Origin of the sequence: Lacinutrix gracilariae, assembly GCF_042684485.1 — a bacterium.
GTDB lineage: Bacteria > Bacteroidota > Bacteroidia > Flavobacteriales > Flavobacteriaceae > Oceanihabitans > Oceanihabitans gracilariae.
On record NZ_JBHULM010000004.1, the window covers coordinates 34,017 to 59,435 of the forward strand.

General features: G+C 32.8%; 22 protein-coding genes. 11 read left to right on the top strand and 11 right to left on the bottom strand.

Translation table 11 applies throughout. The annotated features are described in order from the left end of the window. The first annotated feature begins 33 nt into the window (after positions 1-33). Positions 34-819: an ABC transporter substrate-binding protein gene (locus ACFSSB_RS02000; protein ID WP_379900413.1), complete on the top strand. Its 786-nt coding sequence runs from the start codon at positions 34-36 to the stop codon at positions 817-819. Here the strand turns inward: ACFSSB_RS02000 and ACFSSB_RS02005 are convergent. From ACFSSB_RS02005 to purU, 4 genes are all read right to left on the bottom strand, one after another. Then, positions 791-937, bottom strand: a complete 147-nt coding sequence (locus ACFSSB_RS02005; RefSeq protein ID WP_379900415.1) for a hypothetical protein — start codon at positions 935-937, stop codon at positions 791-793. The two genes, ACFSSB_RS02000 and ACFSSB_RS02005, sit on opposite strands and share 29 nt — an antisense overlap. A gap of 102 nt (positions 938-1,039) precedes the next feature. Beyond that, on the bottom strand, positions 1,040-1,237 hold the full coding sequence (locus ACFSSB_RS02010; protein WP_379900417.1) for a Lacal_2735 family protein: 198 nt from the start codon (positions 1,235-1,237) through the stop codon (positions 1,040-1,042). Positions 1,238-1,641: 404 nt separating this feature from the next. After that, complete coding sequence (locus ACFSSB_RS02015; RefSeq protein WP_379900419.1) at positions 1,642-2,346, bottom strand: DUF4197 domain-containing protein; 705 nt, start codon at positions 2,344-2,346, stop codon at positions 1,642-1,644. Positions 2,347-2,475: 129 nt separating this feature from the next. Further along, complete coding sequence (gene purU / locus ACFSSB_RS02020; RefSeq protein WP_379900421.1) at positions 2,476-3,324, bottom strand: formyltetrahydrofolate deformylase; 849 nt, start codon at positions 3,322-3,324, stop codon at positions 2,476-2,478. A 230-nt stretch (positions 3,325-3,554) separates the two neighbouring features. Here purU and ACFSSB_RS02025 point away from each other — a divergent pair, with 230 nt between their 5' ends. Further along, complete coding sequence (locus ACFSSB_RS02025; protein WP_379900423.1) at positions 3,555-6,968, top strand: methylmalonyl-CoA mutase family protein; 3,414 nt, start codon at positions 3,555-3,557, stop codon at positions 6,966-6,968. A 315-nt stretch (positions 6,969-7,283) separates the two neighbouring features. After that, positions 7,284-8,030 (top strand): hypothetical protein, encoded by a 747-nt coding sequence (locus ACFSSB_RS02030; RefSeq protein ID WP_379900425.1) that lies wholly within the window; start codon positions 7,284-7,286, stop codon positions 8,028-8,030. Between the two features lie 278 nt (positions 8,031-8,308). Here the strand turns inward: ACFSSB_RS02030 and ACFSSB_RS02035 are convergent, their stop codons facing one another. Next, positions 8,309-8,626, bottom strand: coding sequence for a winged helix-turn-helix transcriptional regulator (locus tag ACFSSB_RS02035; RefSeq protein WP_379900427.1), 318 nt, complete (start codon positions 8,624-8,626; stop codon positions 8,309-8,311). A gap of 139 nt (positions 8,627-8,765) precedes the next feature. On the opposite strand from ACFSSB_RS02035, the gene ACFSSB_RS02040 reads away from it, so the two are divergent. The 4 genes from ACFSSB_RS02040 (at position 8,766) to ACFSSB_RS02055 (ending at position 11,923) form a co-directional block, all read left to right on the top strand. Next, on the top strand, positions 8,766-9,764 hold the full coding sequence (locus ACFSSB_RS02040; protein WP_379900429.1) for a YhdH/YhfP family quinone oxidoreductase: 999 nt from the start codon (positions 8,766-8,768) through the stop codon (positions 9,762-9,764). A 209-nt stretch (positions 9,765-9,973) separates the two neighbouring features. Further along, positions 9,974-10,441, top strand: coding sequence for an OsmC family protein (locus tag ACFSSB_RS02045; RefSeq protein WP_379900431.1), 468 nt, complete (start codon positions 9,974-9,976; stop codon positions 10,439-10,441). Positions 10,442-10,706: 265 nt separating this feature from the next. Beyond that, complete coding sequence (locus tag ACFSSB_RS02050; protein ID WP_379900433.1) at positions 10,707-11,246, top strand: sigma-70 family RNA polymerase sigma factor; 540 nt, start codon at positions 10,707-10,709, stop codon at positions 11,244-11,246. A 62-nt stretch (positions 11,247-11,308) separates the two neighbouring features. Continuing rightward, positions 11,309-11,923, top strand: a complete 615-nt coding sequence (locus ACFSSB_RS02055; protein WP_379900435.1) for a DEAD/DEAH box helicase — start codon at positions 11,309-11,311, stop codon at positions 11,921-11,923. A gap of 1 nt (position 11,924) precedes the next feature. On the opposite strand, the gene ACFSSB_RS02060 is transcribed toward ACFSSB_RS02055, so the two are convergent. Then, a complete protein-coding gene (locus tag ACFSSB_RS02060; protein WP_379900437.1) occupies positions 11,925-12,320 on the bottom strand; it encodes a hypothetical protein in 396 nt (131 codons plus the stop codon). 118 nt (positions 12,321-12,438) lie between these two features. Here ACFSSB_RS02060 and ACFSSB_RS02065 point away from each other — a divergent pair, with 118 nt between their 5' ends. After that, a complete protein-coding gene (locus ACFSSB_RS02065; RefSeq protein ID WP_379900439.1) occupies positions 12,439-12,879 on the top strand; it encodes an Lrp/AsnC family transcriptional regulator in 441 nt (146 codons plus the stop codon). Positions 12,880-12,939: 60 nt separating this feature from the next. Here ACFSSB_RS02065 and ACFSSB_RS02070 read toward each other — a convergent pair whose 3' ends face one another. Beyond that, positions 12,940-14,151, bottom strand: coding sequence for an MDR family MFS transporter (locus ACFSSB_RS02070; protein ID WP_379900441.1), 1,212 nt, complete (start codon positions 14,149-14,151; stop codon positions 12,940-12,942). Positions 14,152-14,414: 263 nt separating this feature from the next. Between ACFSSB_RS02070 and ACFSSB_RS02075 the strand changes: the two genes are divergently transcribed. Further along, positions 14,415-15,017: a DUF1684 domain-containing protein gene (locus ACFSSB_RS02075; RefSeq protein ID WP_379900443.1), complete on the top strand. Its 603-nt coding sequence runs from the start codon at positions 14,415-14,417 to the stop codon at positions 15,015-15,017. A gap of 81 nt (positions 15,018-15,098) precedes the next feature. Here ACFSSB_RS02075 and crcB read toward each other — a convergent pair whose 3' ends face one another. After that, on the bottom strand, positions 15,099-15,464 hold the full coding sequence (gene crcB, locus ACFSSB_RS02080; RefSeq protein ID WP_379900445.1) for a fluoride efflux transporter CrcB: 366 nt from the start codon (positions 15,462-15,464) through the stop codon (positions 15,099-15,101). Between the two features lie 175 nt (positions 15,465-15,639). On the opposite strand from crcB, the gene ACFSSB_RS02085 reads away from it, so the two are divergent. Next, the gene (locus tag ACFSSB_RS02085; protein ID WP_379900447.1) at positions 15,640-17,718 is read left to right on the top strand and encodes a hypothetical protein; all 2,079 of its coding nucleotides are present in this window, start codon (positions 15,640-15,642) and stop codon (positions 17,716-17,718) included. A 74-nt stretch (positions 17,719-17,792) separates the two neighbouring features. Here ACFSSB_RS02085 and ACFSSB_RS02090 read toward each other — a convergent pair whose 3' ends face one another. Further along, on the bottom strand, positions 17,793-18,827 hold the full coding sequence (locus tag ACFSSB_RS02090) for a GyrI-like domain-containing protein (RefSeq protein WP_379900449.1): 1,035 nt from the start codon (positions 18,825-18,827) through the stop codon (positions 17,793-17,795). 91 nt (positions 18,828-18,918) lie between these two features. Here ACFSSB_RS02090 and ACFSSB_RS02095 point away from each other — a divergent pair, with 91 nt between their 5' ends. Further along, a complete protein-coding gene (locus ACFSSB_RS02095) occupies positions 18,919-20,946 on the top strand; it encodes a dipeptidyl-peptidase 3 family protein (protein WP_379900451.1) in 2,028 nt (675 codons plus the stop codon). Between the two features lie 324 nt (positions 20,947-21,270). Here the strand turns inward: ACFSSB_RS02095 and ACFSSB_RS02100 are convergent, their stop codons facing one another. After that, the gene (locus ACFSSB_RS02100; RefSeq protein ID WP_379900453.1) at positions 21,271-24,237 is read right to left on the bottom strand and encodes a T9SS type A sorting domain-containing protein; all 2,967 of its coding nucleotides are present in this window, start codon (positions 24,235-24,237) and stop codon (positions 21,271-21,273) included. A 2-nt stretch (positions 24,238-24,239) separates the two neighbouring features. Next, positions 24,240-25,349, bottom strand: coding sequence for a hypothetical protein (locus ACFSSB_RS02105; RefSeq protein WP_379900455.1), 1,110 nt, complete (start codon positions 25,347-25,349; stop codon positions 24,240-24,242). Positions 25,350-25,419: the final 70 nt, after the last annotated feature.

The following is a 25,419-nucleotide window of genomic DNA, read 5'->3' on the forward strand; positions in this document are numbered from 1 at the left end:
CTTAGTAATTAAAACACTTAAGCAATCACCTGTATGAAACTACAAGATCAAATAGGACAAGAGTTGCATTTTAAATCTGCTCCTAAACGAATTATTTCTTTGGTGCCTTCGCAAACCGAATTGCTTTATGATTTAGGTCTAGAAGATGCTATTGTTGGTATTACCAAGTTTTGTGTGCATCCTAATCATTTAATAAAAACAAAAAAGGTTGTTGGTGGTACCAAGCAAATACATCTAGACAAGATACAAGCGTTGCAACCAGATATTATTTTATGTAATAAGGAGGAAAATACAAAAGATATTGTAGAAGCATGTAGTGCTATTTGTACTGTACATGTTTCAGATATCGAGAATATTTCAGATTGTCTTGCAATGATTACGCAATATGGAGAAATCTTTAAAAAGCAAAATCTGGCTTTAAAAATAGTAGAGGCTATTCAAGATAATTTAAAAGATTTTCAAAGTTATATTCAAAACAAAACAACCTTAAAGGTTGCTTATTTTATTTGGAAAGATCCTTTTATGGTAGCAGGAAAAGAAACTTTTATTAATCACTTGTTACAGCTTAATAAGTTTGAAAATGTCTACGCAGACTTAGCGCGCTACCCAGAAATACAACCAAAAGAAGATAAAGATATCGATTTGGTTCTTTTGTCTAGTGAGCCTTATCCTTTTAAAGAAAAGCATATAGAAGAATTAAAGGCATACTATACTAAGGCCAACATACAATTGGTAGATGGCGAAATGTTTTCTTGGTATGGTTCAAGGCTTATACAGGCTTTTGCCTATTTTAAGTGGCTACATCAAAATCTTGTGTAGGTTTTTGGTTAGACATAGAGTCTACTATTTGTTTTGCCTTGTTTTCAATGTTTTTTATGCTAAATATTTTGTTTTCGTTTGGTCTCTTTTTGCCAACTTTGCAATACTGTGTGCTCATAGTTTTTTCTTTTAACTTGTTTTTATTCGTTCTTTATATATAAAGTACGTGCAAAACGCGAACTTGGATGTTAGCTAAAGGTTAAAGAAAGTATAATTGTTTTTAAACAGTAGGAGGTGGTACTTCTCTAGATAAATATTTGAGCTTATTTAACTTGTCTAGAAGCTTGATGGCTTTAAATTCAGAAATATCACTTAAAGCATGATCGGTTTGCCTAAAATTATAAGCTTCTTCTATTAGTAACTTATATTTTTTTTTAAGCTTTTTTCTGTGCTTTAATATGGATTTAGTTCTATTCATTTGTTGGTGCTAGGAAAAACGTAATTAAATATACGTTATTTTTCGAATATTTTATAATAAGATAAAAATAATTATCAAAAAACCGATTTAAGGCTTTAAATCGGTTTTTGTTCTAAATAACTAACTAACCCAAAAATATGACAATGTATTTCTGATAGTGCAAATTTAAGGTGTATATGTATTAAAATGGTTAGCTTACTATTAGCTTTATGTTAAATCCGTAATAACATAGGTTTTTTAGTCCTTGTTTTTAACTAAAAAACAAGCAGAAGCAATTAAAATAAATATAATTCAAGAGGATGTTTAAACTTGCTTTAGCGAGTTACTTTAGGGCAAAAAAAAAAGAAGAAATTAAATTTCTTCTTTTTTTTAGATTTTTTTAGATGTAGTTATTGTTACAGGAATTAATCTTGTAAAGCAAAAACCTTACGTAATAAATCTGTTGTTCTAGAAGAAGATTTGCTTCGTATTTCTTTTTCTTCAACAGCAATCATGGTATATACACCTTGTAAAGCTTCACCAGTTACGTAATCTGTTAAGTCAGGATTTACGTCATTTGTAAAAGGAATAGAGTTATACTTGTTAATTAAGTTAGCCCAAATTTGGTCTGCACCAACTTTGCTAAAAGAACTTTTAATAACTGGGTTAAATTTATCATATAAAGCAGTTTGTGTTTTGCTAGATAAGTATTGTGTAGCAGCATTGTCATCACCAAGAAGTATGTTTTTTGCATCGGCAAAAGTTATTTCTTTAACAGCGTTAATAAAAATAGGAGTAGCTTCACTAACAGCATCTTCTGCAGCTCTATTTAATACTTTTAAACCTTCATCTGCTAAACTACTTAAACCTATATCACGTAGTGCTTTGTCTACTTTTTGTAATTCTTCTGGTAGTACTATTTTTACTAAATCGTTTTTATAAAAACCATCTTCTTGGGTTAATTTAGTTACTTGTTTGTCAATACCAAGGTCTAGTGCTTGTTTTAATGCAGATCCAATTTCAGATTCAGATAATGTACCTACTTCTTGAGGCAATTGGTCAATTACTTGTTGTAACTCTGTACAAGCAGTAAGGTTTAAAATAATAATAAAGGCAAATACTTTTTTCATAATTTGTTTTTTTTGGTTTCAAATATACTTATTATTAAGATGCGTTTTTTAATGAAAAATTGTGTTTTATTCTTTTTTTATAAAAAAAGGAGATAGATTGATTTTCTTATAAATAATAAAACTGTTTTTTTAAGAAAAAATAACTGTTTTATTATTGTACACCATTACTTTTCTTTTAATATGTAATTTTATAGCATTAGCTAATACTATTTTTTCTAAATCTCTTCCTTTGGCTATTAAGTCGTCAATAGCATGTGTGTGAGATACACGTGTAACATCTTGCTCTATAATTGGTCCTGCATCTAATTCTTCGGTAACATAATGGCTTGTAGCTCCTATAATTTTTACTCCACGCTTGTAAGCAGAATGGTATGGTTTAGCACCAACAAATGCAGGTAAAAAAGAATGATGAATATTGATCACCTTATTTGGGTATTGGTTAATAATTTTAGAAGACACAATTTGCATGTATCGTGCAAGAACAATAAAGTGAATATCAAATTCTTTACACAGTTTTAGTTGTTGTGCTTCGGCTTCAGCCTTGGTTTCTTTAGTAACAGGAATATGGTAAAACGGAATATTAAAACTATCTGCTATAGGTTTTAAGGTATTGTGGTTGCTAATAATAAAAGGAATTTCAACAAACAGCTCTCCAGAATTATAACGTCCTAAAAGATCATATAAACAATGGTCGTATTTAGAAACAAACAAAGCCATTTTAGGTTTGGCTTCTGTATTGTAAATACGCCATTTCATAGCAAACTTAGCTACCAAGTCGTTTTTAAAATTTGTAGTAAAGTCTTCCATAGAAAAGGAAGTAAATTCACTTTCTAATCGCATAAAAAATATATCTTGCTCTCTGTCTACATGCTGGTCTATGTATACAATGTTTCCTTTGTTTTTAGCAATAAAATTGGTTACATCTGCAATAATTCCAGATTGATCTTTACAGTGAATTAATAAAGTTATTTTTGTCATGATTACTATAAATTTATAAGTAAAGCTAGTTTAAATATAGATAGAATTTTAAGCTGTGGTTTAATTTTATATTATTTAATATAATCGATGAAATTTTTTGAATATTCCGTAAATTTGTAGTGTTAAAACGAAGATTTATTAAGAATGAAACATTTATAGCTTTTTAAAAAGCGTAAAGCAAATAGCTTTTAATGAACATTTTTATAATATAAAGCCATATAAAACAAAACATGATACAAGTAGCACCTTATAAACCAAAGTACAAAGTTAGAATTGTAACTGCAGCATCTCTTTTTGATGGACACGATGCATCTATTAACATCATGCGTAGAATTATTCAAGCTACAGGAGTAGAGGTTATTCATTTAGGACATGATAGAAGTGTTGAAGAAGTGGTAAATACAGCCATTCAAGAAGATGCCAATGCCATTTGTTTAACTTCTTACCAAGGAGGACACAATGAGTATTTTAAATATATGTACGATCTTTTAAAGGAAAGAGGTGCAGGTCACATCAAAATATTTGGTGGAGGTGGAGGAGTAATCCTTCCTTCAGAAATTAAGGAATTAATGGATTATGGTATTGCACGTATATATTCGCCAGATGATGGTCGTGCTATGGGGTTACAAGGAATGATTAATGATTTGGTTGAGCAATCTGATTTTGCAATAGGTGATGCTTTAAACGGAGAAATAGATGTGCTACCAACCAAAAACCCTAAAGCTATTGCTCGTGTTATTTCTGCAGCAGAAAACTTTCCAGAAGTAGCAAAAGACACCTTAGATAAAATTCATATAAAAAACGAAAGTTCTAAAACTCCTGTTTTAGGTATTACAGGAACTGGTGGAGCAGGAAAATCTTCATTGGTAGATGAGCTAGTACGTAGATTTTTAATCGACTTTCCTGAAAAAACCATTGGTTTGGTTTCTGTAGATCCTTCTAAACGAAAAACAGGAGGAGCGCTTTTAGGAGATAGAATACGTATGAATGCCATTAACAATTCTAGAGTATACATGCGTAGTTTGGCTACACGTCAATCTAACTTAGCATTATCAAAATATGTAAATGAAGCGGTTCAGGTTTTAAAAGCAGCAGAATACGATTTAATTATATTAGAAACTTCAGGTATTGGGCAATCAGATACCGAAATCATGGAACATTCTGACGTAGCTTTATACGTAATGACTCCAGAATTTGGTGCAGCAACACAATTAGAAAAAATTGACATGCTGGATTTTGCCGATTTAGTTGCCATCAATAAGTTTGATAAACGTGGTTCTTTAGATGCGCTTCGTGATGTAAAAAAACAATACATGCGTAACAATAACCTTTGGGATGTTCCGCAAGAAGAACTACCTGTTTATGGTACTATTGCTTCGCAATTTAACGATCCAGGAATGAATACGCTATACAAAGCGATAATGGATAAGTTAGTAGAAAAAACAGATACCGAATTACAATCTACTTTTCATATTTCTGATGAAATGAGCGAAAAGATTTTTGTTATTCCTCCTTCAAGAACACGTTACTTATCTGAGATTGCCGAAAATAATCGTGCCTATGATAAAACGGCAAATACTCAAGTTGAAGTTGCTCAGAAATTGTACGGAATTTATAAGACTTTAGAGTCTGTTTTAGAAACTACTCCAGAATTAGACAAAGCAGGAATTGCTTCAGATTCTGTAACTGCTACAGAAGCTAATAAAGATTTTGTACGAATGCTTGTTTCAGAATTCGACAGAGTAAAATTAAACCTAGATCCTTACAATTGGGAAGTAATTACAGGTTGGGATGAAAAAGTAAACAAATACAAAAACCCTGTCTATACTTTTAAAGTAAGAGATAAGGAAATCAAAATAGAAACACATTCAGAATCTCTTTCGCATTTACAAATACCAAGAGTAGCGTTACCAAAGTACCAAGCTTGGGGAGATTTATTACGTTGGACATTGCAAGAAAATGTACCAGGAGAGTTTCCGTACACCTCAGGATTATATCCTTTTAAACGTACAGGAGAAGATCCAGCACGTATGTTTGCAGGAGAAGGAGGACCAGAACGTACCAACAGACGTTTTCACTATGTAAGTGCAGGTTTACCAGCAAAACGTTTATCTACTGCTTTTGATAGTGTAACCCTTTACGGAAACGATCCAGATTTAAGACCTGATATTTATGGTAAAATTGGAAATGCAGGAGTTAGTATCTGTTGTTTAGACGATGCTAAAAAACTCTATTCTGGTTTTGATTTAGCCAATGTAATGACATCAGTAAGTATGACTATTAATGGTCCTGCACCAATGTTATTAGGTTTCTTTATGAATGCAGCTATAGACCAACAATGTGAGTTATACATTAAAGAAAATGGTCTAGAAAAAGAGGTGGAAGCAAAAATTGCTAAGATATATAAGGACAAAGAACGTCCATCTTATAATGGAGAGCTACCAGAAGGAAACAATGGTTTAGGATTAATGCTTCTTGGTGTTACAGGAGACCAAGTATTACCAGCAGATGTGTATGCAGAAATTAAAAAGAATACCATTGCTCAGGTTAGAGGAACCGTTCAAGCAGATATTTTAAAAGAAGATCAGGCACAAAACACCTGTATTTTTTCTACCGAATTTGCGCTGCGTTTAATGGGAGACGTACAAGAGTATTTTATTGAAAATAATGTACGAAACTTCTATTCGGTATCTATTTCTGGATACCATATTGCAGAAGCAGGAGCTAACCCAATTACACAATTAGCACTGACCTTATCTAATGGTTTCACTTACGTGGAATACTATCTAAGTCGTGGCATGGATATTAATAAATTTGGTCCAAACTTATCGTTCTTTTTCTCTAACGGAATCGACCCAGAATATGCAGTAATTGGTCGTGTAGCACGTAAAATTTGGGCAAAAGCCATGAAGCATAAATATGGTGCCAATGCAAGAGCACAGATGTTAAAATACCATATTCAAACCTCTGGACGAAGCTTACACGCGCAAGAAATTGACTTTAATGATATACGTACAACGCTTCAAGCTTTGTATGCTATTTATGATAACTGTAACTCTTTACATACCAATGCGTATGATGAAGCGATTACTACACCAACCGAAGAGTCTGTGCGTAGAGCAATGGCTATTCAACTAATTATTAATAAAGAATTAGGACTTAATAAAAACGAAAACCCAATACAAGGATCTTTTATTATTGAAGAGTTAACCGATTTAGTAGAAGAAGCGGTATTAACCGAGTTTGACAGAATTACAGAAAGAGGAGGTGTTCTTGGTGCTATGGAAACCATGTACCAACGTAGTAAAATACAGGAAGAAAGTCTGTATTACGAAACTTTAAAGCACAACGGAAAGTTCCCAATTGTAGGAGTAAATACCTTTTTAAGTAGTAAAGGTTCACCAACGGTTGTTCCTGCGGAAGTGATTAGAGCTACGGAAGAAGAGAAGCAATTCCAGATTAAAACCTTAGAAAACCTTCATAAAAGAAATGATACCCAAGCCTTGTTGAAAGACTTGCAAGACAAAGCCATTAACAACGAAAATATTTTTGAAGCCTTAATGGATGTTTGTAAAGTATGCAGTTTAGGAGAAATTACAGCAGCTTTATTTGAAGTTGGTGGTCAGTATCGCAGAAACATGTAAGCAGAGAGCCACTTTTCGTTTTTTACGAAAAGTGTGCGAATCGCTTATCCCGAATTTGTTTCGGGATCCCAGAGAGCCACTTTTCGTTTTTACGAAGAGTGTGCGAATCGCTTATCCCAAACTAGTTTTAGAATTTTAGTAGTATATAACCCAAGCTTAGGCTTGGGTTTTTTATTGCTTGTACTTTAGTGAAAGAAGGTATATAGTAGGCATAAAGTCGGCATATAGTTACTATATACTAGGTATGTATGAGTGTTATTTGTTTGATTTTTAAAGAATTATACGCTATATTTAAGTTCGTTAAAATCATGTGTTATGGCAAAGCAAAAAGGAGTAGTGTTTTTAGAAGGTACTATTGGAGGTGTTAATTTTTATTATAGAAAAGGCGTGCCTACAGCAAGAGCAGCAGGAGGAGGCTTTACTAAAAAGGCAATAAAAACGAGTGCTAATATGGTGCGTGTGCGTGAAAGTAATAGTGAGTTTGGCAAGTGTGCACAGGTAAATAAAAACTTTAAGCAGGCGATTAGGCCTTTTTTATTGGGTTATAAAGATGGCACTTTACATAGTAGGTTGATGCAATTGTTTTTAAAAATTAAAGATTGTGATATTAACTCTGCTCGTGGAGCGCGTTGTGTAGCAGAGGGGATTTCTACTAGTGTTGGAGTGCAACGTTTTAAAGCTTTTGTTTTTACCCCAAAGCGACCTGTATTGTTACCTTGTAGTTATGGTTTTGATTGGGATGCCTTATTGTTGAGCGCTACGCATTTTGATGTACAAACGGTAGGTTTTCCTAAAGAGGCTAGTTTTATGGAGCTTGTTTTTGGTGTGGTGCGTTTTGATTTTCAAACTTTAACCTATTCACTTGTTATGGCTGCTCCTTTGGTTATAGATCGCGAGTATGCTAGCAATTCTTTTACGCTTTCAGTTGCAGCACTACCTGGTGGTACTGGTGTTTTATTTGCCATGCTGCGTGTCGCTTTTTATCAGGAAGTAAATGGTGAAAATTATTTATTAGCAGGAGGTAATGCTTTTGGAGTAGAGGTGGTTTCTGTTAAGGAGTAAGTCCTGTTGAGGTGTTTGTGGTAGGCTTCCTCTTTTTAGGACACCTCTAAATTCGATAAATAATTTTATTAAGGTCATATTTATGAAGTATTTAAATGCTTTTAAAGGATTTGCTGAAAAGTAGGTTAGCCATTATAGAAATAGGGCTAACCCTGTAAAATATATAGTAATAGGTGTTTACTAAATACTTTCTGTTTTTTTTTATTAGGTATACTAGGAGCTTAAACGTAAAGAAAAGGTATTATGCAATTATGTTTAGTATGTTTTACTAGAAGCTACTAGCTTATAATACTTTCTTCAAAAAGTAAACCTCCTTTGTACATTCCTTTTAAAACGGGATGAATTTTGCTGCCTAATTTAGTTAAACTATATTCTACTCTAGGTGGTACTTCTGGAAAAACGGTTCTATGGATTAATCCGTCATTTTCTAGTTCTTTGAGTTGTTTGGTAATCATGCGTTCGCTTATATCAGGTAATAACTTTACCAATTCATTATATCTTTTATTTCCTTGAAAAAGATGTAAAATAATAGTTGCTTTTCTTTTTCCTTTAATGGTATTTATAAAAGTATCTATAGGGCAATAACTTTTTTTCATTTTTTAATGCTTTAAGGCTTGATAAACAGACAAAACGGTACAAAATGTTCGTATATGTATAAAATGTAAGTTCTTGTATATCAGTGTGTTTTTAGCGATATTTGATGTAAAAATAAGTAAAACCTATAAAATAACAACTATGCATACATCATCTACTTACAAAGCTTTTAGAGTTGAAGAACATGAGGGGAACTACATTTCTAGTATTAAAGACATGCCTTTTTCTGATTTACAGAAAGACGAAATACTAATACAAGTACATTATAGTTCTTTAAATTACAAAGATGCCTTGTCAGCTTCAGGAAATAAAGGGGTAACCAAAAATTATCCGCATACACCAGGTATTGATGCTGTAGGAACTGTAGTTTCATCAGAGTCACCTAAATTTCGTGTTTCAGAGTCTGTTATTGTAACTAGTTATGATTTAGGAATGAATACCGATGGAGGCTTTGCACAGTACGTTAAAGTACCTGCAGCCTGGGCAGTTAAGCTACCTGAAAACCTTACAATGAAGGAAGCAATGACTATTGGTACTGCGGGATTAACAGCAGGTATGTCTGTATTGCGATTAAGTAAAATTGTACAACCAGAAGATGGACCAATTGTTGTTTCTGGCGCTACAGGAGGAGTGGGTTCTATAAGTCTAGGTATTTTAAAAAAAATGGGATATAAAACGGTTGCAATTACCGGAAAAGAAACAGCGGTTTCCTTTTTAAAAAGCGTAGGAGCAGATGAAGTTATTCTGCGAGAAGATTTTGAGAAAATGGATAAAAAACCACTTTTAAAACCAATTTATGCTGGAGGTATAGATACTGTTGGTGGTGTGATACTTGAAAATATTATTAAATGTACTAGAGCTATGGGAGCTGTTACTTGCTGTGGTAATGTTGCTTCTCCGAAAATAGAGCTAACCGTGTTTCCGTTTATATTACGCGGAGTTACATTAATTGGTATAGATTCGCAAAATTACCCGATGCGATATCGAGAAAAAGTCTGGGAAAAATTATCTAATGCGTGGAAAACCGATCAAATGACAGCTACTGCTACAGAAATACCATTAACGGCATTAAACGAAAAAATAGATTTAATGTTACAAGGAAAATTACAAGGAAGAACCGTAGTTGCTTTACAAGTATAGGCTATGTGATAGAAGTTTAGGAGTTATTTGTTGTAGGTGTTAGATTGATTAAAAAAAAACTTATGGATTTTTTAGTCTGTTTTTAATTGTTAAATTACAAGCATTATTTAGGGGCTTTTTTATATAATTTTACAACGTGTTAAGAGATTCCTCCTTCGTCGGAATGACAAAAAAAGCTTATAATACACGAAACAAAAAATAGCAAGGCTATGCATCATACTTTTAAGGCAAACGTAAACTGGTCTATAAACCAAGGCGAAAGCACTTTAAACCCAAGAACCTTTAGCCGAAACCATGAGGTTTTAATTGCCAATAAAACTTCGGCATTGCAAGTGTCAGCAGCAAAACCTTTTAGAGGTGATGCTAGTTTATACAATCCAGAAGACTTATTACTATCTGCATTAGCGTCTTGCCACATGATGTCTTATCTATACGTATGTGCACAAAATAATATTGAAGTTTTACGTTATACCGATCATGCAGAAGGCGATCTAGAAGTACAGGCATCAGGAAGCGGAAGTTTTAAAACCGTTAGATTACAACCCATAGTTACTATAAAAGATGCGAGTAAAAAAGCCTTAGCATTGAATTTGCATCAACAAGCAAATGCTTTATGTTTTATAGCTAATTCTTGTAATTTTCCAATTTCTCACGAGGCTACTATATTGGTAGAATAAATTCTTTTTTAAAATTTAAGGGATCTTTTTTGCATCTTTTTTAAAACCTTCACGTCTATTATATGAACCTAAAAAAATAGATACCATGAAAAATAAAGAATGCACGTGCACCTGTGATGGTTGCGCAAAAGGAAATTGTAAAAACTGTACTTGTGCTACTTGTACCTGTACCAATTGCAATTGTTAATAAGCCTTAAAACACATACTATTAACGCTAATTTTAGTAACTTTATACTAAGATTAGCGTTGCTTTTACTATATGGTTATGAATACACAAGAAGTTTGGAAATTACATGCAGAAGCTATTAAATACTTTATTTTAAGTAAGGTAAAAGATGCTGTTATTGCAGATGATTTGTTACAAGAAACCTTTATAAAAGTACACACCAAGTTACATACTTTAAAAGACGAGGATAAGATAAAGTCTTGGTTGTTTTCTATAGCAAGATATACGGTTTTAGATTATTTTAGAAGTAAAGAAATAGTGTATGAAACTACAGATGAAGATTTTATTTTTGAAGAACAAAAGTTAGAACATACCGAAGCAGATTGCTTGCATGGCATTATTAAGAGCTTACCAAAAAAATACAGAGAACCTTTGTTTTTAAGCGATATTAAAGGCATGAAGCAAGCCCAAATTGCCAAACAATTACAATTGGCTTTACCAACAGTAAAATCGCAAATACAACGCGGACGCAAAATGATAGCACAAGGCTTTGTTGACTGTTGTGATTTTGTAATTAATGACGAAGGATTTTTAGTAGGCGAAATCAAAGACAAAGCAGACTGTAAAATGTGCCATTAATATGTACCTTTGTAGCGCATTAAAACAATGCACTTGTTTTACAACGTACAAATTAAATTAGCATGTCCTTTAAAAAACTACATCCAGCATTAAAAGAAGCCTTAGATACCCTTGAATTTGAAGCACCTTTAGCGTTTCAGAAAAAAATATTACCTAAATTAAAAGGAGGAGCAAATGTATACGGATTAGCACCTGCAGGTTTTGGTAAAACTACAGCATTAATTATTGCTACCATTCATAAATTAAAAGCAGAAGCTTTTGAAGATTCTCCTAGAGCCTTAATTTTAGTAAAAGACAAACAAGCAGCTTTAGATTTAAAAGCGGAGTTTGAAAAGTTTACAAGACGTACCGATTTAAGAGTTTACGCTGCCTACGAAGAACAAACATTAGACCAACAACGCGAAGAAATTTACTATGGTGTAGATGTTTTAATAGCAACACCAAAACGCTTAAACAAACTCTATTTTATGAATAGTGTGCATTTAGGGCAACTACAAATTTTTGCATTAGAAGATGCCGAATTTTTAATACGAAACAACTACCATAATGATGTTTTACGTGTTACCGAAAGTATTCAAAAATGCCAATATATTATTCTAGCAGAAAGTATGCATAGCAAATATGAAAGATTAAAAGACTCTTTTATGTTTAATGCTCAGGAAGTAAAAATGGAGTAGCCTACAAAGTATGCATCCAGCTATTTTGTAATTTTTTAAATATTTTAAGCTCTTTTCTTAAAATAGGAATATAATCTTTACCATTACTATTGCATTTTTCTAATCTTTTGCAATGGCTATATAACCTGCTTGTTAAAAAACGTATAGCAGCAATATGCTTGTGTTTTTTATCTGAAAAACGTTCCATTTCTGCATTAATAATTGCAGGAGCAAGAGAGATAGAATGCCTAACAATATCTCCAGAAAAATAAATGTGTTCATCTTCTGAACCATCTTCATCTAAGTGTGCCAAATCTTGGCTTAGATAGTTAGAGATACTTCTAGACAAAATAAAAATAAGCAAGGCTTGCTTGTATATTGGTAAATTGGAAAGATGTGAAGGAATATGCGCTAACATGATTTATTTTCGGTTTCTATCAAAATTAGTGACAAGTGCGTATTTTTAGCTTTTGATTTTAAAGTAAAATTGTATATTTACTTTAAAAATTAAGTTGTTTTAAAATAATACTTTAATAATGAGTTTAGATAATCTTAACTGGAAAATTTTAACATGTTTGCAAGAAAATTCGCGACAGTCAAATGCAGCAATTGGTAGGCAAGTAGGTATTAGTTCTCCAGCTGTTTCAGAGCGTATAAAGAAGATGGAAGATTTAGGAATTATTCAAAATCACATTACTTTAATTTCTCCTTTTGAGGTTGGTTATCAGCTAAAAGCACTAATTACTTTAAGTGCTTTTATGGGAAAATTAAAACCCTTTCTTGAAAAAGTAAAAACTTTTGATGAGGTTATAAATTGCTATAGAATTACAGGTAATGAAAACTTTGTGATGGAAGTGGTTTTAAAAAATCAGAAGCATTTAGAAACTTTTATTGATCAGCTTATTGTGTATGGCGAAAGTAAAACGCAAATTGTGCTATCACATGTGGTAAAAAATAAAGAGATAAAAAGACTTTAAAGGTTTTAAATGCTTTAAAGTCTTTTTGATTATTTTATTAGATGTTTGTTTAAAACTAACTTATTGTTTGTCGTTTTTGTTTTTCATATAGCTTTTTAAAAAGAGAAAAAGAAAAGCGCAAACACCACCTAAAACCGTCATGATATACCAAGTGTTATCATAGCCAAAGCCATCTACCAATCGCATTCCTGCATTATGTCCAAAAATATGCGCAATAGAAAAAGCAATAGAGTATAGTGCCATATATTCTCCTTGGTTTCCTTTTTTTGCACGTTGCAAAGCAAAGGCGTTAGAAAACGGAAAGGCAATCATTTCGCCAAGCGTCATTAAAAACATTCCTATAATTAGTATTCCTGTAAACGTGGTTAGGTTTAAAACTAAAAAACTTAATGCTGTTAGTGTGGCACCAAAAAGCATTAAACCTGTTTTGGTATATTTTGAGTTTTCTAGCCATTTTATTAGTGGCATTTCTAATAAAAAGATAAAGAACCCGTTGGCACCAAGTAGCAAGCCTATTTTAAATTCGCTTAATAGATGTTTTTCTCTGTAATAAATAGGCATGGTTGAAAAGTATTGTAAAAACACAAAACCAAACAAAAACATGGCAACAAGAAAAATTAAAAACGCATGATCTTTATATGCCGAATCTGGATTTTCAACAATAATATTATCTTGAATTTTAGCTGTTTTAGGGTTTAGTACTTGAAATAATACTAAGGTTGCTATCATACAAGTAATACCATCTACCCAAAACAAACCACTATAGCTCATGGTTGTAATGATTAGTCCGCCAACAGCAGGTCCAGCAGAAAAACCAAGATTAATAGCTAAACGAATAAGGGTTACACTTCTTGTTTTATTTTCTGGTTTGCTATATGCGCTTAAGGCAACAAACATGGCAGGACGAAACATATCTGCCACCAGCATTACCAAAAAAATACCAACACATAAAGTAGCAAAAGTGTTTAAAAATTGCAGTGCTATAAATAGTATTCCTGTAGAGAGTAAGCTTCTTACCATTACTTTGTAATAGCCAATTTTGTCGGTTAGTTTTCCGCCTAGCCAAGAGCCAGCAACAGAACCTAAACCAAAGGCAGTCATAATCCATCCTACATCTTTAAGGGTGAATTTTAAATCTTCAATAAGGTATAAGGATAAAAAAGGAATAACCATAGTTCCTGCTCTGTTAATTAAAGTAATTAAGGCAAGCCACCAAACCTCGGTTGAGAGACCTTTAAATGTATTTATATAGTTACGTATTAGTTTTTTCATGTTGGTTGGTTGTTGTGTGTATTCTTTTAATAAGCAATACATGGTTTACTAAAAATAAAAAGTCCGACGTAGAAGTCGGACTTTTTTATATTGAATAAATTAATAATAGCATCAGCACAATATATAGCAAGTCCTACTTCGGTATGAAGTGGTTTTTCTTTTTCTATATTTAATACTACAAGTAATCATTTTTTGTTTTTATTGTTCATCAAAGCTAAACAAAATAATAAGAAGTTGTATTTTTAAACCGAAAAAATATTAGCATGAAAAATTTACTTTATCTTATTCTGTTTGTAGTAACCTGTAGTTGTGCACAAGAAAAATTGCCTTTATTAGGCGATACCGATTGGCAACGCCAAAAGAATGCAGAGTTTAAAGACGCTTCTAAATCGCCTTTAAAAGATAAAGACAGAAAGACTTTTAGAACCTTAGATTTTTTTAAATATGATTCTGCTTATGTGGTAAAAGCAACCTTAAAAAGAACGCCAGATTCTCAATGGTTTACCATGCAAACTACCACAGATCGTGTTTCTAAAGAACGTGTTTATGGTGTTTTATCTTTTACCATGCATGGCAAGGAGTATAGCTTAAATGTGTATCAAGGTCAGGAATTAATGGAAACAGAAGGCTTTGAAGACTTTTTATTTCTTCCGTTTTTAGATAATACCAATGGAGATACTACTTATGGAGGAGGACGTTATATGGATTTACGTATTCCGGAAGGAGATACTATGATGCTTGATTTTAATGAGGCTTACAATCCGTATTGTACCTATAATGTTAAGTATTCTTGTCCTATTGTACCTAGAGAAAATTATGTAGATGAAACTATTGAAGCAGGAGTGAAGGCTTTTGTGAAGAAGTAGGTGTTAGGTAGTAGGTATTAGGTGGTAGGGATTAGGTATTAGGTGGTAGGTGTTAGTTGTTAGGTGTTAGGAGTGTTTTTTTTATTTTGCTAGATACATTCCGGAGAAAACTGCAAGAAACCCTAATACAAAACTGGCAATAGTATAAATAGCAAAACTGGTAAAGTCGCCAGATTTTAAAAACACATGATTTTCATAAGCAAAAGTTGAAAAGGTAGTAAATCCACCACAAAACCCGGTTGCAAGTAATAGCGTTTGGTTAGAAGAAAGGCTGTTGTGTTTTAATGCATAGCCAAGTATAAAACCAATAAGCAAACTACCTAAAATGTTTGCTAAAAATGTTCCGTAAGGGATTCCGTTTTCGGTATTGTTTAAATATTTTCCAATAATATAGCGTAGTACACTACCAAAACCTCCACCAACAAATACCAATAATAAATTCTTCATAATAACAAATATACTATCTATTAAATTACAATGGAATTAATTTTTTAAACATGTTAACCTTTTTCCTTTTTGGCTATTAATATTTGTATTCATCCTCTTAAAATACACTGGTTTAGCAAAAAGGTGTAAGCCGAAAAACCTTAAATAGAGTAGGTATTTCTTAAATAAAAAAATCATGGAAAAATTAAGCGACAAGCAGCTAGTAACTGCAAGGCAAGAATTTAAACCTTATTTAGCCTCTAACCATAATGTATTTTCAAAGCTAAAATTAAAAACGCCATTAAGCGCTTTTAGCCAAAAGCTAAATACCACTTTTGAATCTTTGGGGTGTGTAGGTTATAATGCGGCAAAGAAACAATTAACAGCTACAATTAATATTAAAAGAACAACAGGATATTCTGGTAGCTTATGTACTAACGGATCTTATGAATATGTACGATTTTATATGGACTATCAAAATGGTGATGGTTGGGAAGATATGGGTGTTGTAGGTGTAAATGTACACGATATAGCTACCAGTAAAGATTGTGATGGTAATAATGAAACGCCAATAAATTATGTTGTACGATTAGATATTAACCCCAAAAGAGCTAATTGTACTTCTGCTAACTTACCAGTAGTAAGAGCGGTTCTTGCATGGAATGTTATACCAGAACCAAATGATCCAGAATTAACGATTGGTACTTATGTTTGGAGTGATAAAAAAGATGCACAAATTCAAATGGATGCATATAAATTTTTCATTCCTAATTTTCCAATTTTCGAGTTAGATGATTTGTTTCATTCGGCAATTTTAAATCCTAATATATCTTTAAATCAATTAAGTGTTGAACACCCAGAAAAGCTTTCAGTATTAAATAAAGCAAAAGCTTCTTTAATGCCTAAAGCATTAAGTTTTACAGAACTTTCTGGTTTATACAATAGTGAAAAAATTAAACCACATCGTTTTGGTTATAAAGAGTTGCATCAAGCAATGCATATTTCGGATAGCATAGCGTACAATGAAATTTCAAATATGTTTGAAGTGAATAATTGGAATCTAAACGATAGTTTGGTGGACTTGAATACCTTAAATTGTGATACCCAATATGAAGAATTAGTTTGTGTTGGTGCAGATTATCATAGAGAAGCCTTAGTAGGAACTATAAAAATTAAAAAATCTTCTGGCTATAATGGAGGTTTATGTACTGCAGGTAGTAAAGAGTATGTTTCTTTTTGGATACAAAACGAAGAAAACTGCGAATGGGTGCATGCAGGAACTTCACATGTAACGGTTCATGATATACAAGAAGTGCCAGACAATGGGTTGTTTTATTCGGTAGTTTTGCCATATCATTTTGATGGTTTAAAAAAAGATTGTACCAAACCTCAGGTGCTTAAAGTAAAGGCCGTTTTATCTTGGAATGTAGCTCCTGATGGTATGGCGTGTTCTAGATGGGGTAATATTTTAGAGTCTTATGTACAATTGCAACCAAAAAGAGTTTTTGAAGGAGATGGGCCAGAAATTGTTGCCATTGGTGGTGTAGATATAGATTATATTAATGCAACAGGACTAACCATACCAAGTGCTCATTTTAAATTTACGGGTTTACCTGTTACTTCGGGTAGTGCTTTTGGTGGACTTATTATTGTAGAAGCAGAAACGAATGCTTTTGATGGGCAACGCTACAAAGTTCGAGTAGATAATATGAGTGATGGCTCTAGTTATTATGTTTCTAATTCGTTTATTATGGATGAGGCCATTTATGTTTCTAATCCGGACCCAGTAACCAATGAGTACACCTATTATGGTGATGCATCAAATAATTCATTGAATGCGGTTGCAAAATTTTATCATCCTACAAATGATGCTATTAGAATTACCATAGAGCATATGGACGGTACATCCTTTAGTAAAATTATTCAAATGGATAATGCAAGTCCTGTTTTAGAATTAAACATAGAAAACTATGGCGATTGTTCGCACTTTATAAAAGGATTGCCAATTAAAGGTGATTTTTCGGTGTCTGAAAGTCATATAGAATATTATAGACTATCTACAAATATTAATAATGTTCCTGTAACTATTTTAGAGCATGTAACGCCAACAAATCCTGCAGATACAGCGTTTAGTGGTAACTTTGAGTTTACTGCTTCTACAACAAAAAATTGTGGCGCTATTACACTGTACGCAAAACCACGAACTATTGTAAATAGTATAAAAATGCATGATGGCAGACATTTACCAAAAACCATTTGTTTAAAAGGAAATTAATTTTGTAATCGTTTATTTAAAACAAAAAAGCAGCTCTTTTGGAGCTGCTTTTTTATTACGTTATGGTTCTTCCTTTATTTTATAGGATAGTAAATATCTGTTTGTATTTCTTCTGGTTTTACAGTTGTTGGGTCATTAACATACAGTTCCCAAACCGAAGTGCCATTCATTTCTATATTATTTTCTTGCATGTGTTTTGCTAATGCAGTGTGTGCTTCATAATCTCCTTTGCCATAGTTGCCAAACTTCGCAATTTTTAATGCTTTGCCTTCAGGTATTTCTATTTTAGTCATTCCTTCTGCAGGAGCTGTTTCTGTTTTTAACAATAGACCAATATAAAATTCTGCTTCCTTTGTTTCTTCATCCCATTTGGTGTAAAAAGTACCAGGAATATAGGATTCTGGAGTTAGTTTGTCTGCAATATACATTCCTGCTTTAGGCATAAACTCCATAAAAAGTTTAGACATTTCTTCAGGACTCATATCTGTTGAAGTCTTTTGTAAATAGCCAATAAATGTTTGTGATGGTAAAGTTACTTCTTCTACCTCTCCTAGAGTAAAAGCTTTAGGCATATTTTTTATTTGGGTATCTACCTCTTTGGCTAAATTTTCTAATCCTTGTTCTTCCATAGGACCTAGCATGTTATCCATTCCTCCAGATAAGGCGCCAAAAATTTTAAATAAAAAAGGCGTATTGTCGCTTTTCATTATCCATGTTACCTTGGTTTCCTCTTCTGCTTCCTCTAAAATCCAATGAATATCTGTAGGTTCATATTCTCCAAACTGTAAGCTTAAGTCTATGGTTTGGTTAGGCACTGTATTTACAATTTTCATATTACCAGGTCCATCTTTGCTTGTCCAGCTAGAACTAGCACCAACACCTATAGTGTTTTCAGAATAGGTAGTAACAATAGTACTGTCTGCATCATGCCATGGTCCCCAATTTTCCCATTTTTTTAAGTCGTTAATATGGTTAAAAATAATTTTTGCTGGCGCATTAATTACTTTGGTCCTTTTTACTTCATACTTATTGGGTTGCACAGCCACGTAGGTGAAAAAACCAATAATTAAGATTAGTATTACAAGTAGTAGGTACTTAAAAGTTTTCATGTATCCAGTTTTAGGTGTTTTTCAAAGATAATCAATTTTATTCTGTTTGAATAAGTGTTACATTTGTGTTTCAATATTTAAAATTTTAAAAATGAAACAACTATTAAGTTTTGCTTTAGCATGTACTGTTTTGGTGTCTTGTAACCAAGAAAAGAAAACAGCCGTAGAAGCACCTGTTGAAGTAAAAAAAGAACAGACTTTTGATTATAATGTAGAGCAGTTTGCAGACATTAAGATATTACGTTATCAAATTCCTGGTTGGGAACATTTAACTTTAAAAGAACAAAAACTAGTTTATTATTTAACGCAAGCTGGTTTAGCAGGAAGAGATATTATGTGGGACCAAAATTACCGTCATAATCTTAAAATTAGAACTGCCTTAGAAGCCATTTATACACATTATGATGGCGATAAGACGTCTGCAGATTGGAAAGCTTTTGAAATGTATTTAAAGCGTGTTTGGTTTAGTAACGGAATTCACCACCATTACTCTAACGATAAGTTGAAACCAGAATTTTCTGAAGATTACTTAAAACTGTTATTAGCAGAAACCGATACTACTTTAGAAGGAGAAGCTTTTGCAGTTATTTTTAACGATAAAGATGCTAAAAAAGTTAACCAAGCTAAAGGTGTAGATAATGTAGCACTTTCGGCAGTTAATTTTTATGGACCAAACGTTACCAATGCCGATGTAGAAAAATTCTATAAAGATAAAAAATCTCCAAACCCAGAAAAGCCATTGTCTTATGGATTAAACTCTAAGTTGGTAAAAGAAAATGGCCAATTAAAAGAAATGGTTTATAAATCTGGAGGATTATATGGTGCTGCAATTGACCAAATTGTTAAATGGTTAGAATTGGCACAAGGTGTTGCTGAAAATAAAGCACAAGCAGATGCATTAAATTTATTAATAGCGTACTACAAAACAGGAAATTTACAAACTTGGGATGATTATAATGTAGCATGGACAGCAGCAACAGCAGGAAATGTAGATTATATAAACAGTTTTATTGAAGTGTATAATGATCCGTTAGGATACCGAGGATCTTATGAAAGTATTGTGCAAATTAACGATTTTGACATGTCTGAAAAAATGAAAGTATTGTCTGATAACGCACAATGGTTTGAAGATAATTCTCCTTTGATGGATGCACATAAAAAGAAAAATGTTGTTGGTGTAACCTACAAAGTGGTTAATGTAGCAGGTGAAGCTGGTGATGCATCGCCAAGTACACCAATAGGTGTTAATTTACCAAATGCCAATTGGATTCGTGCAGCTGTAGGAAGTAAATCGGTTTCTTTAGGAAACATAATTCATGCCTATAATAATGCAGGAAGTACAGGTAGATTAAAAGAATTTGTAAACGATGAAGAAGAAGAGCAACTAGAAGAAAAATACGGACAGTTAGCAGATAAATTACACACAGCATTGCATGAAGTTATTGGTCATGCTTCTGGACAATTAAATCCTGGTGTTGGTGAAACTAAAGAAACGCTTAAAAATTATGCCTCTACTTTAGAAGAAGGACGTGCAGATTTAGTAGGTCTTTATTATTTATACAACCCTAAATTACAAGAGTTAGGTTTGGTAGACGATTGGAAATCTGTTGGAAAAGCAGCGTATGATGGTTATATTAGAAATGGATTGATGACACAATTAATTCGTTTAAACTTAGGAGATGATGTAGAAGAAGCACATATGCGAAACAGACAATGGGTAAGTGCTTGGGTTTTTGAAAAAGGACAAGCAGATAACGTGATAGAAAAAATTACACGTGACGGAAAAACCTATTATAACATTAATGATTATGATAAATTACATGATTTATTTGGTCAGTTATTACGCGAAACACAACGTATAAAATCTGAAGGAGATTATAAAGCTGTTGAAGCATTAGTAGAAAATTATGGTGTAAAAGTAGACCAAGATTTACATGCTGAAATTTTAGAGCGTAACAAGCAATTTACATCTGCTCCTTATAGTGGGTTTGTAAATCCTGTACTTGTACCAGAAATGAATGCTGAAGGTGAAATTACTGCAATACAAGTAACACAACCAGAAACTTTTGTTGGGCAAATGCTAAACTATAGTAAAACTTATAGTTTTCTTACCGAATAGAAATAAGTAACTTTTACTTTTAAAAAAGCCTTCATGCAATACATGAAGGCTTTTTTTGTTTAAAAATGGTTGTTAGCAGTTTGTTTGTGATACTAACTACTATTTTTAGCACTAAAAAGAGGTGCTTGCGTTTATTTGTTGCTGCTAAACTTTAATAGTGCAAAATTTAATAAAAGAAGAATTAACAGTGTTATTAGTATAGAATTCATGGTGTAAAGGTGTTTTATTAAATTTAAGGATTTGTTATACTGCAAAAAATCCCCAATGCAGGGGATTTTTTTATTTGTATTAAAAATGATTTGTATTAAACTTTTCTTGTTGTAACTAGTTTTTAATCATTCGTTTGGTAATATATTTGTCTTCTACTTTAAATCGGATTATATACATACCAACCTGTAATTTAGATACATTTATTTTAGAAGTAGCTTCGTTAATTTGAAGCACTTTTTTTCCGTTTAAATCAAAAATCACTACTTCTTCTATTTGCATATTGGTAGTAATATTTAAAATAGCATCTGTTGGTACAGGAAATATTTTAATTTGGTTTTTAGTTATAGTTTCTTCTTCTATACTTAAAGAACTATCTGTAACCGTTACTGTAATAGTTGTGGAAGTTGTGTTGCCAAAACCATCTGTAATTGTTAAGGTTACAGGATATTCTCCAGGAAGCGTAAAGGTGTCTTGATCTATACTTAAAGAAAAAGTACAATTGTCTGAAGAACCATTGTCTACATCATTAGCTGTAATGGTAACCGAAGGATTTCCTTCTAAATCTACAGTAATATCTTGTGCAAGCACTATTGGTTCTATACTATCTTGAACTGTAACTATAGCCATTTCTGTATCGCTATTATTGTTAGCATCTGTAATAGTTAGCATTACAGTATTGTCACCAATATCTTCACAAGTAAAGCTGGTAATATCTAAGCTACTACTTGCTATTGCACAATTATCTGTAGAATTGTTGTCTACCATATTTGGCGTAATTGTAGCGTTTCCGTTAGCATCTAATTGCACAGTAATGTTTTGTGTAATTGCTGTTGGGCTAATTAAATCTTCAACGGTTACTATTGCAGTTGCAGTTTCTGTGTTATTACTAGTGTCTGTTACAGAGAGTGTTACTGTGTTTGCGCCTAAATCTTCACAAGTAAAACTAGTAATGTCTAAGCTGCTACTTGCTATAGCACAATTGTCTGTAGAACCGTTTTCTATTTGAGATTCTGAAATTGTAGCATTACCATTAGCATCTAATTGCACAGTAATATCTTGTGTGACTACTGTTGGGCTAATAAGGTCTTCAACGGTTACTATTGCAGTAGCAGTTTCGGTATTGTTACTAGAATCTGTTACAGAAAGTGTTACTGTATTTGTGCCTAAATCCTCACAAGTAAAAGAGGTGTTGTCTAAACTACTACTTGCTATTGCGCAATTATCTGTAGAATTGTTGTCTACCATATTTGGCGTAATTGTAGCGTTTCCGTTAGTATCTAATTGCACAGTGATGTTTTGTGTAATTGCTGTTGGACTAATTAGGTCTTCAACAGTTACTATTGCAGTTGCAGTTCCTGTGTTATTGCTAGTATCTGTTACAGAAAGTGTTACTGTGTTTGTGCCTAAATCTTCACAAGTAAAACTAGTAATATCTAAGCTGCTACTTGCTATAGCACAATTGTCTGTAGAACCGTTTTCTATTTGAGATTCTGAAATTGTAGCATTACCATTAGCATCTAATTGCACAGTGATATTTTGTGTAATTACTGTTGGACTAATAAGATCTTCAACGGTTACTATTGCAGTTGCTGTTTCGGTATTATTACTAGAATCTGTTACAGAAAGAGTTACTGTATTTGTTCCTAAATCTTCACAAGTAAAAGAGGTGTTGTCTAAACTACTACTTGCTATTGCGCAATTGTCTGTTGAGCCATTTTCTATTTGCGAAGGAGTAATACTTGCTTCTCCATTTGCATCTAGTTGAATGGTTATGTCTTGTGCAATTGCTACAGGATTTATATTATCTACAACAGTAACAGTTACCTCTTGCGTACTAACTTTGTTTTCGGCATCTGTAGCAGTAATGGTAACTGTATTTTCACCAAGATCTGCACAGGTGTAATTAAATTGGGCTTGGTTTAATACTACCGAAACTAGTTCACAATCATCAAACGTACCGTTATTTACATCCTCAATATCTATAGCGGCTTGACCGTTTGCATCTAGCGCAGCAGTAATATTTGGATGCACTACAATGGTAGGAGGTAAGTTGTCATAAACATCTACATCTATAGCAATTTTGTATAGCGAATAATTGCCATCAGCATTTTTTATACTTAACCAAACATCATGTATGTTACAACTTACCATATTAGTAGGTATTTCTACTATATATTCGTCTGTATTGCCTGTTGGTGTTAATGCTGCTGAAGTTCCTGTGCCAAAGCCTAGTTCTGCATCATATAAAAATTCAGCTTCTGTTAAAGCAGCAGGAGGAAGGTTTTCATCTGCTTCAAAAACATAAAATGCTTTCTTTTGGTATAAAGACCAAGTACCATCTAGATTTTGAGTACGTAGACTTAGTTTATGAAATCCAGCATCTAATGTGCCTAGCGGAATAACAAAACTTTCTGTTGTATCATTAGGGCTACCAGAGATAGTTAATGGGTTTCCGTTACCAAAACCAGGATCTGTATCAAACCAATATTCTGCTCCAGCAATGTTAGAAACAGGATCTCCAGCACTAATTTCTTCCGAGACATAAAATGTTTTTTTGTCGAATAAGCTCCAAGCACCATCTAGATTTTGTACACGAATACCAATGGTATGAAAACCAACTTCTAGTGTACCTAGAGGAATGGCAAAATTTTCTGTGGTTTCACTTGGGTTACTAGAAATGGTTAAAGGATTTCCGTTTCCATGTCCAGGATCTGTATTGAACCAATATTCTGCTCCTGCAATATTAGCAATAGGATCGCCAGCTGCAAAATCTTCTGAAACATAAAAGGTTACATTGTGGTAAAATCCCCAAGTACCTAAATTGTCTTGAGCCCTAAGTGTTAATTTATGAAAGCCTTGGTTTAAACCTGCAATAGAGAAGTTTAAAGCTTGTGTAAGTTCGCCTGTGTTTGTATTTGCATTTACCAAAGTACCATTGCCTAAACCAGGATCTGTACCAAAATAATATTCTAATTGTTGAATGTTTTGCGAGGTTAGTGTAGCAAAATTAAAAAAGAATAATATAAAAAATACGAGTAGATACTTATTTGGTAAGCGCATGTTTGTGTTTTGCGCTTTCATAATTAATGTGCTTTAGCGTTAATAGTTACGTTAATTGTTCCGTTTTTTGGTACAGCACCATCATAACTAATTATATCTAGTGTTGGTATACCTCTAGCATTACCAAGTATATTATATAAAAAACCATTATTGTATAAGCCCATTTCTGAACCTCCACCACCTCCTGTAAGTGCAGGAGAAGTAGCTTGTAGTGTTAAATCATCTTCTAGACGTGAATTTGGGTTATAGCTACTAGTACCAGCAAAGCTGTTGGAAACTGTATTGTCTACATTTGTAAATAAAGGATCTGTGTTTGCTAAAGTGTTAGATTCTAAATAACTGCCAGTAGTACTATTTGCGAATAAAATATCACCATTACCATAGTTGTAGGTAAGATTGTTAGATAGGTTGAAATCTCCGTTATTAAAGTTAATGGTTGCATCTGATGCATAGTTAGTAATAAACATGTTGTTATATAAAATAGCAGTGCCTGAAGTATTGTAGTTAGTGAAGGATAAAGAAGAAGTGAATTTAAAAACATTATTAGCAATAACAGTGCTAGTTGTATTATAGATACGTAATGGACTATTAGATTTAAATATATTATTAGATAACAAAACATTTGTTGCATCTTCATAGATGTAGTTGGTACCAGCTAAAACACAACCTCTTACTGTAACATCATCTTGAATAACAGTTGCTGAATTTGTTCCTAATTGTAGGTATGAATTAAAGTAAGAGTCAAAAATGTTTAACCCAATATAAGGAGGTGTGTTTGGTGCACCAGAAGACGAAGCGTATAAAGAAGAAATGTATAAACCTTTAATGGTTACATTAGAAGAACGAATAGTAATAGTTCCTAATTGTGAAACCTTACTAGGTTCGCTATGCGATCTACCAATGATGGTTAATTCTTTATCTATAATTATGTTACCATAGGAGGAGCTTGAGGGTTGCACATAAATAATATCTCCATCTGTGGCTGCATCGTGCGCCTCTTGAATGGTCTGGTGGGTTGTTGTAGAGCCAGGATTATTATCTACAGTGATAATGGTTTGTGCTAATACACTTGATGAGACAAGGACAAAGCATAAAATGAATGTGTTTTTTAATTTAGTTGTAAATGTTTTCATGATAAAATTATGTTTGATTAATAATGATAGCAAAGTAGAAAAGGTAGGTACACAAAAAAATCCCCAATAC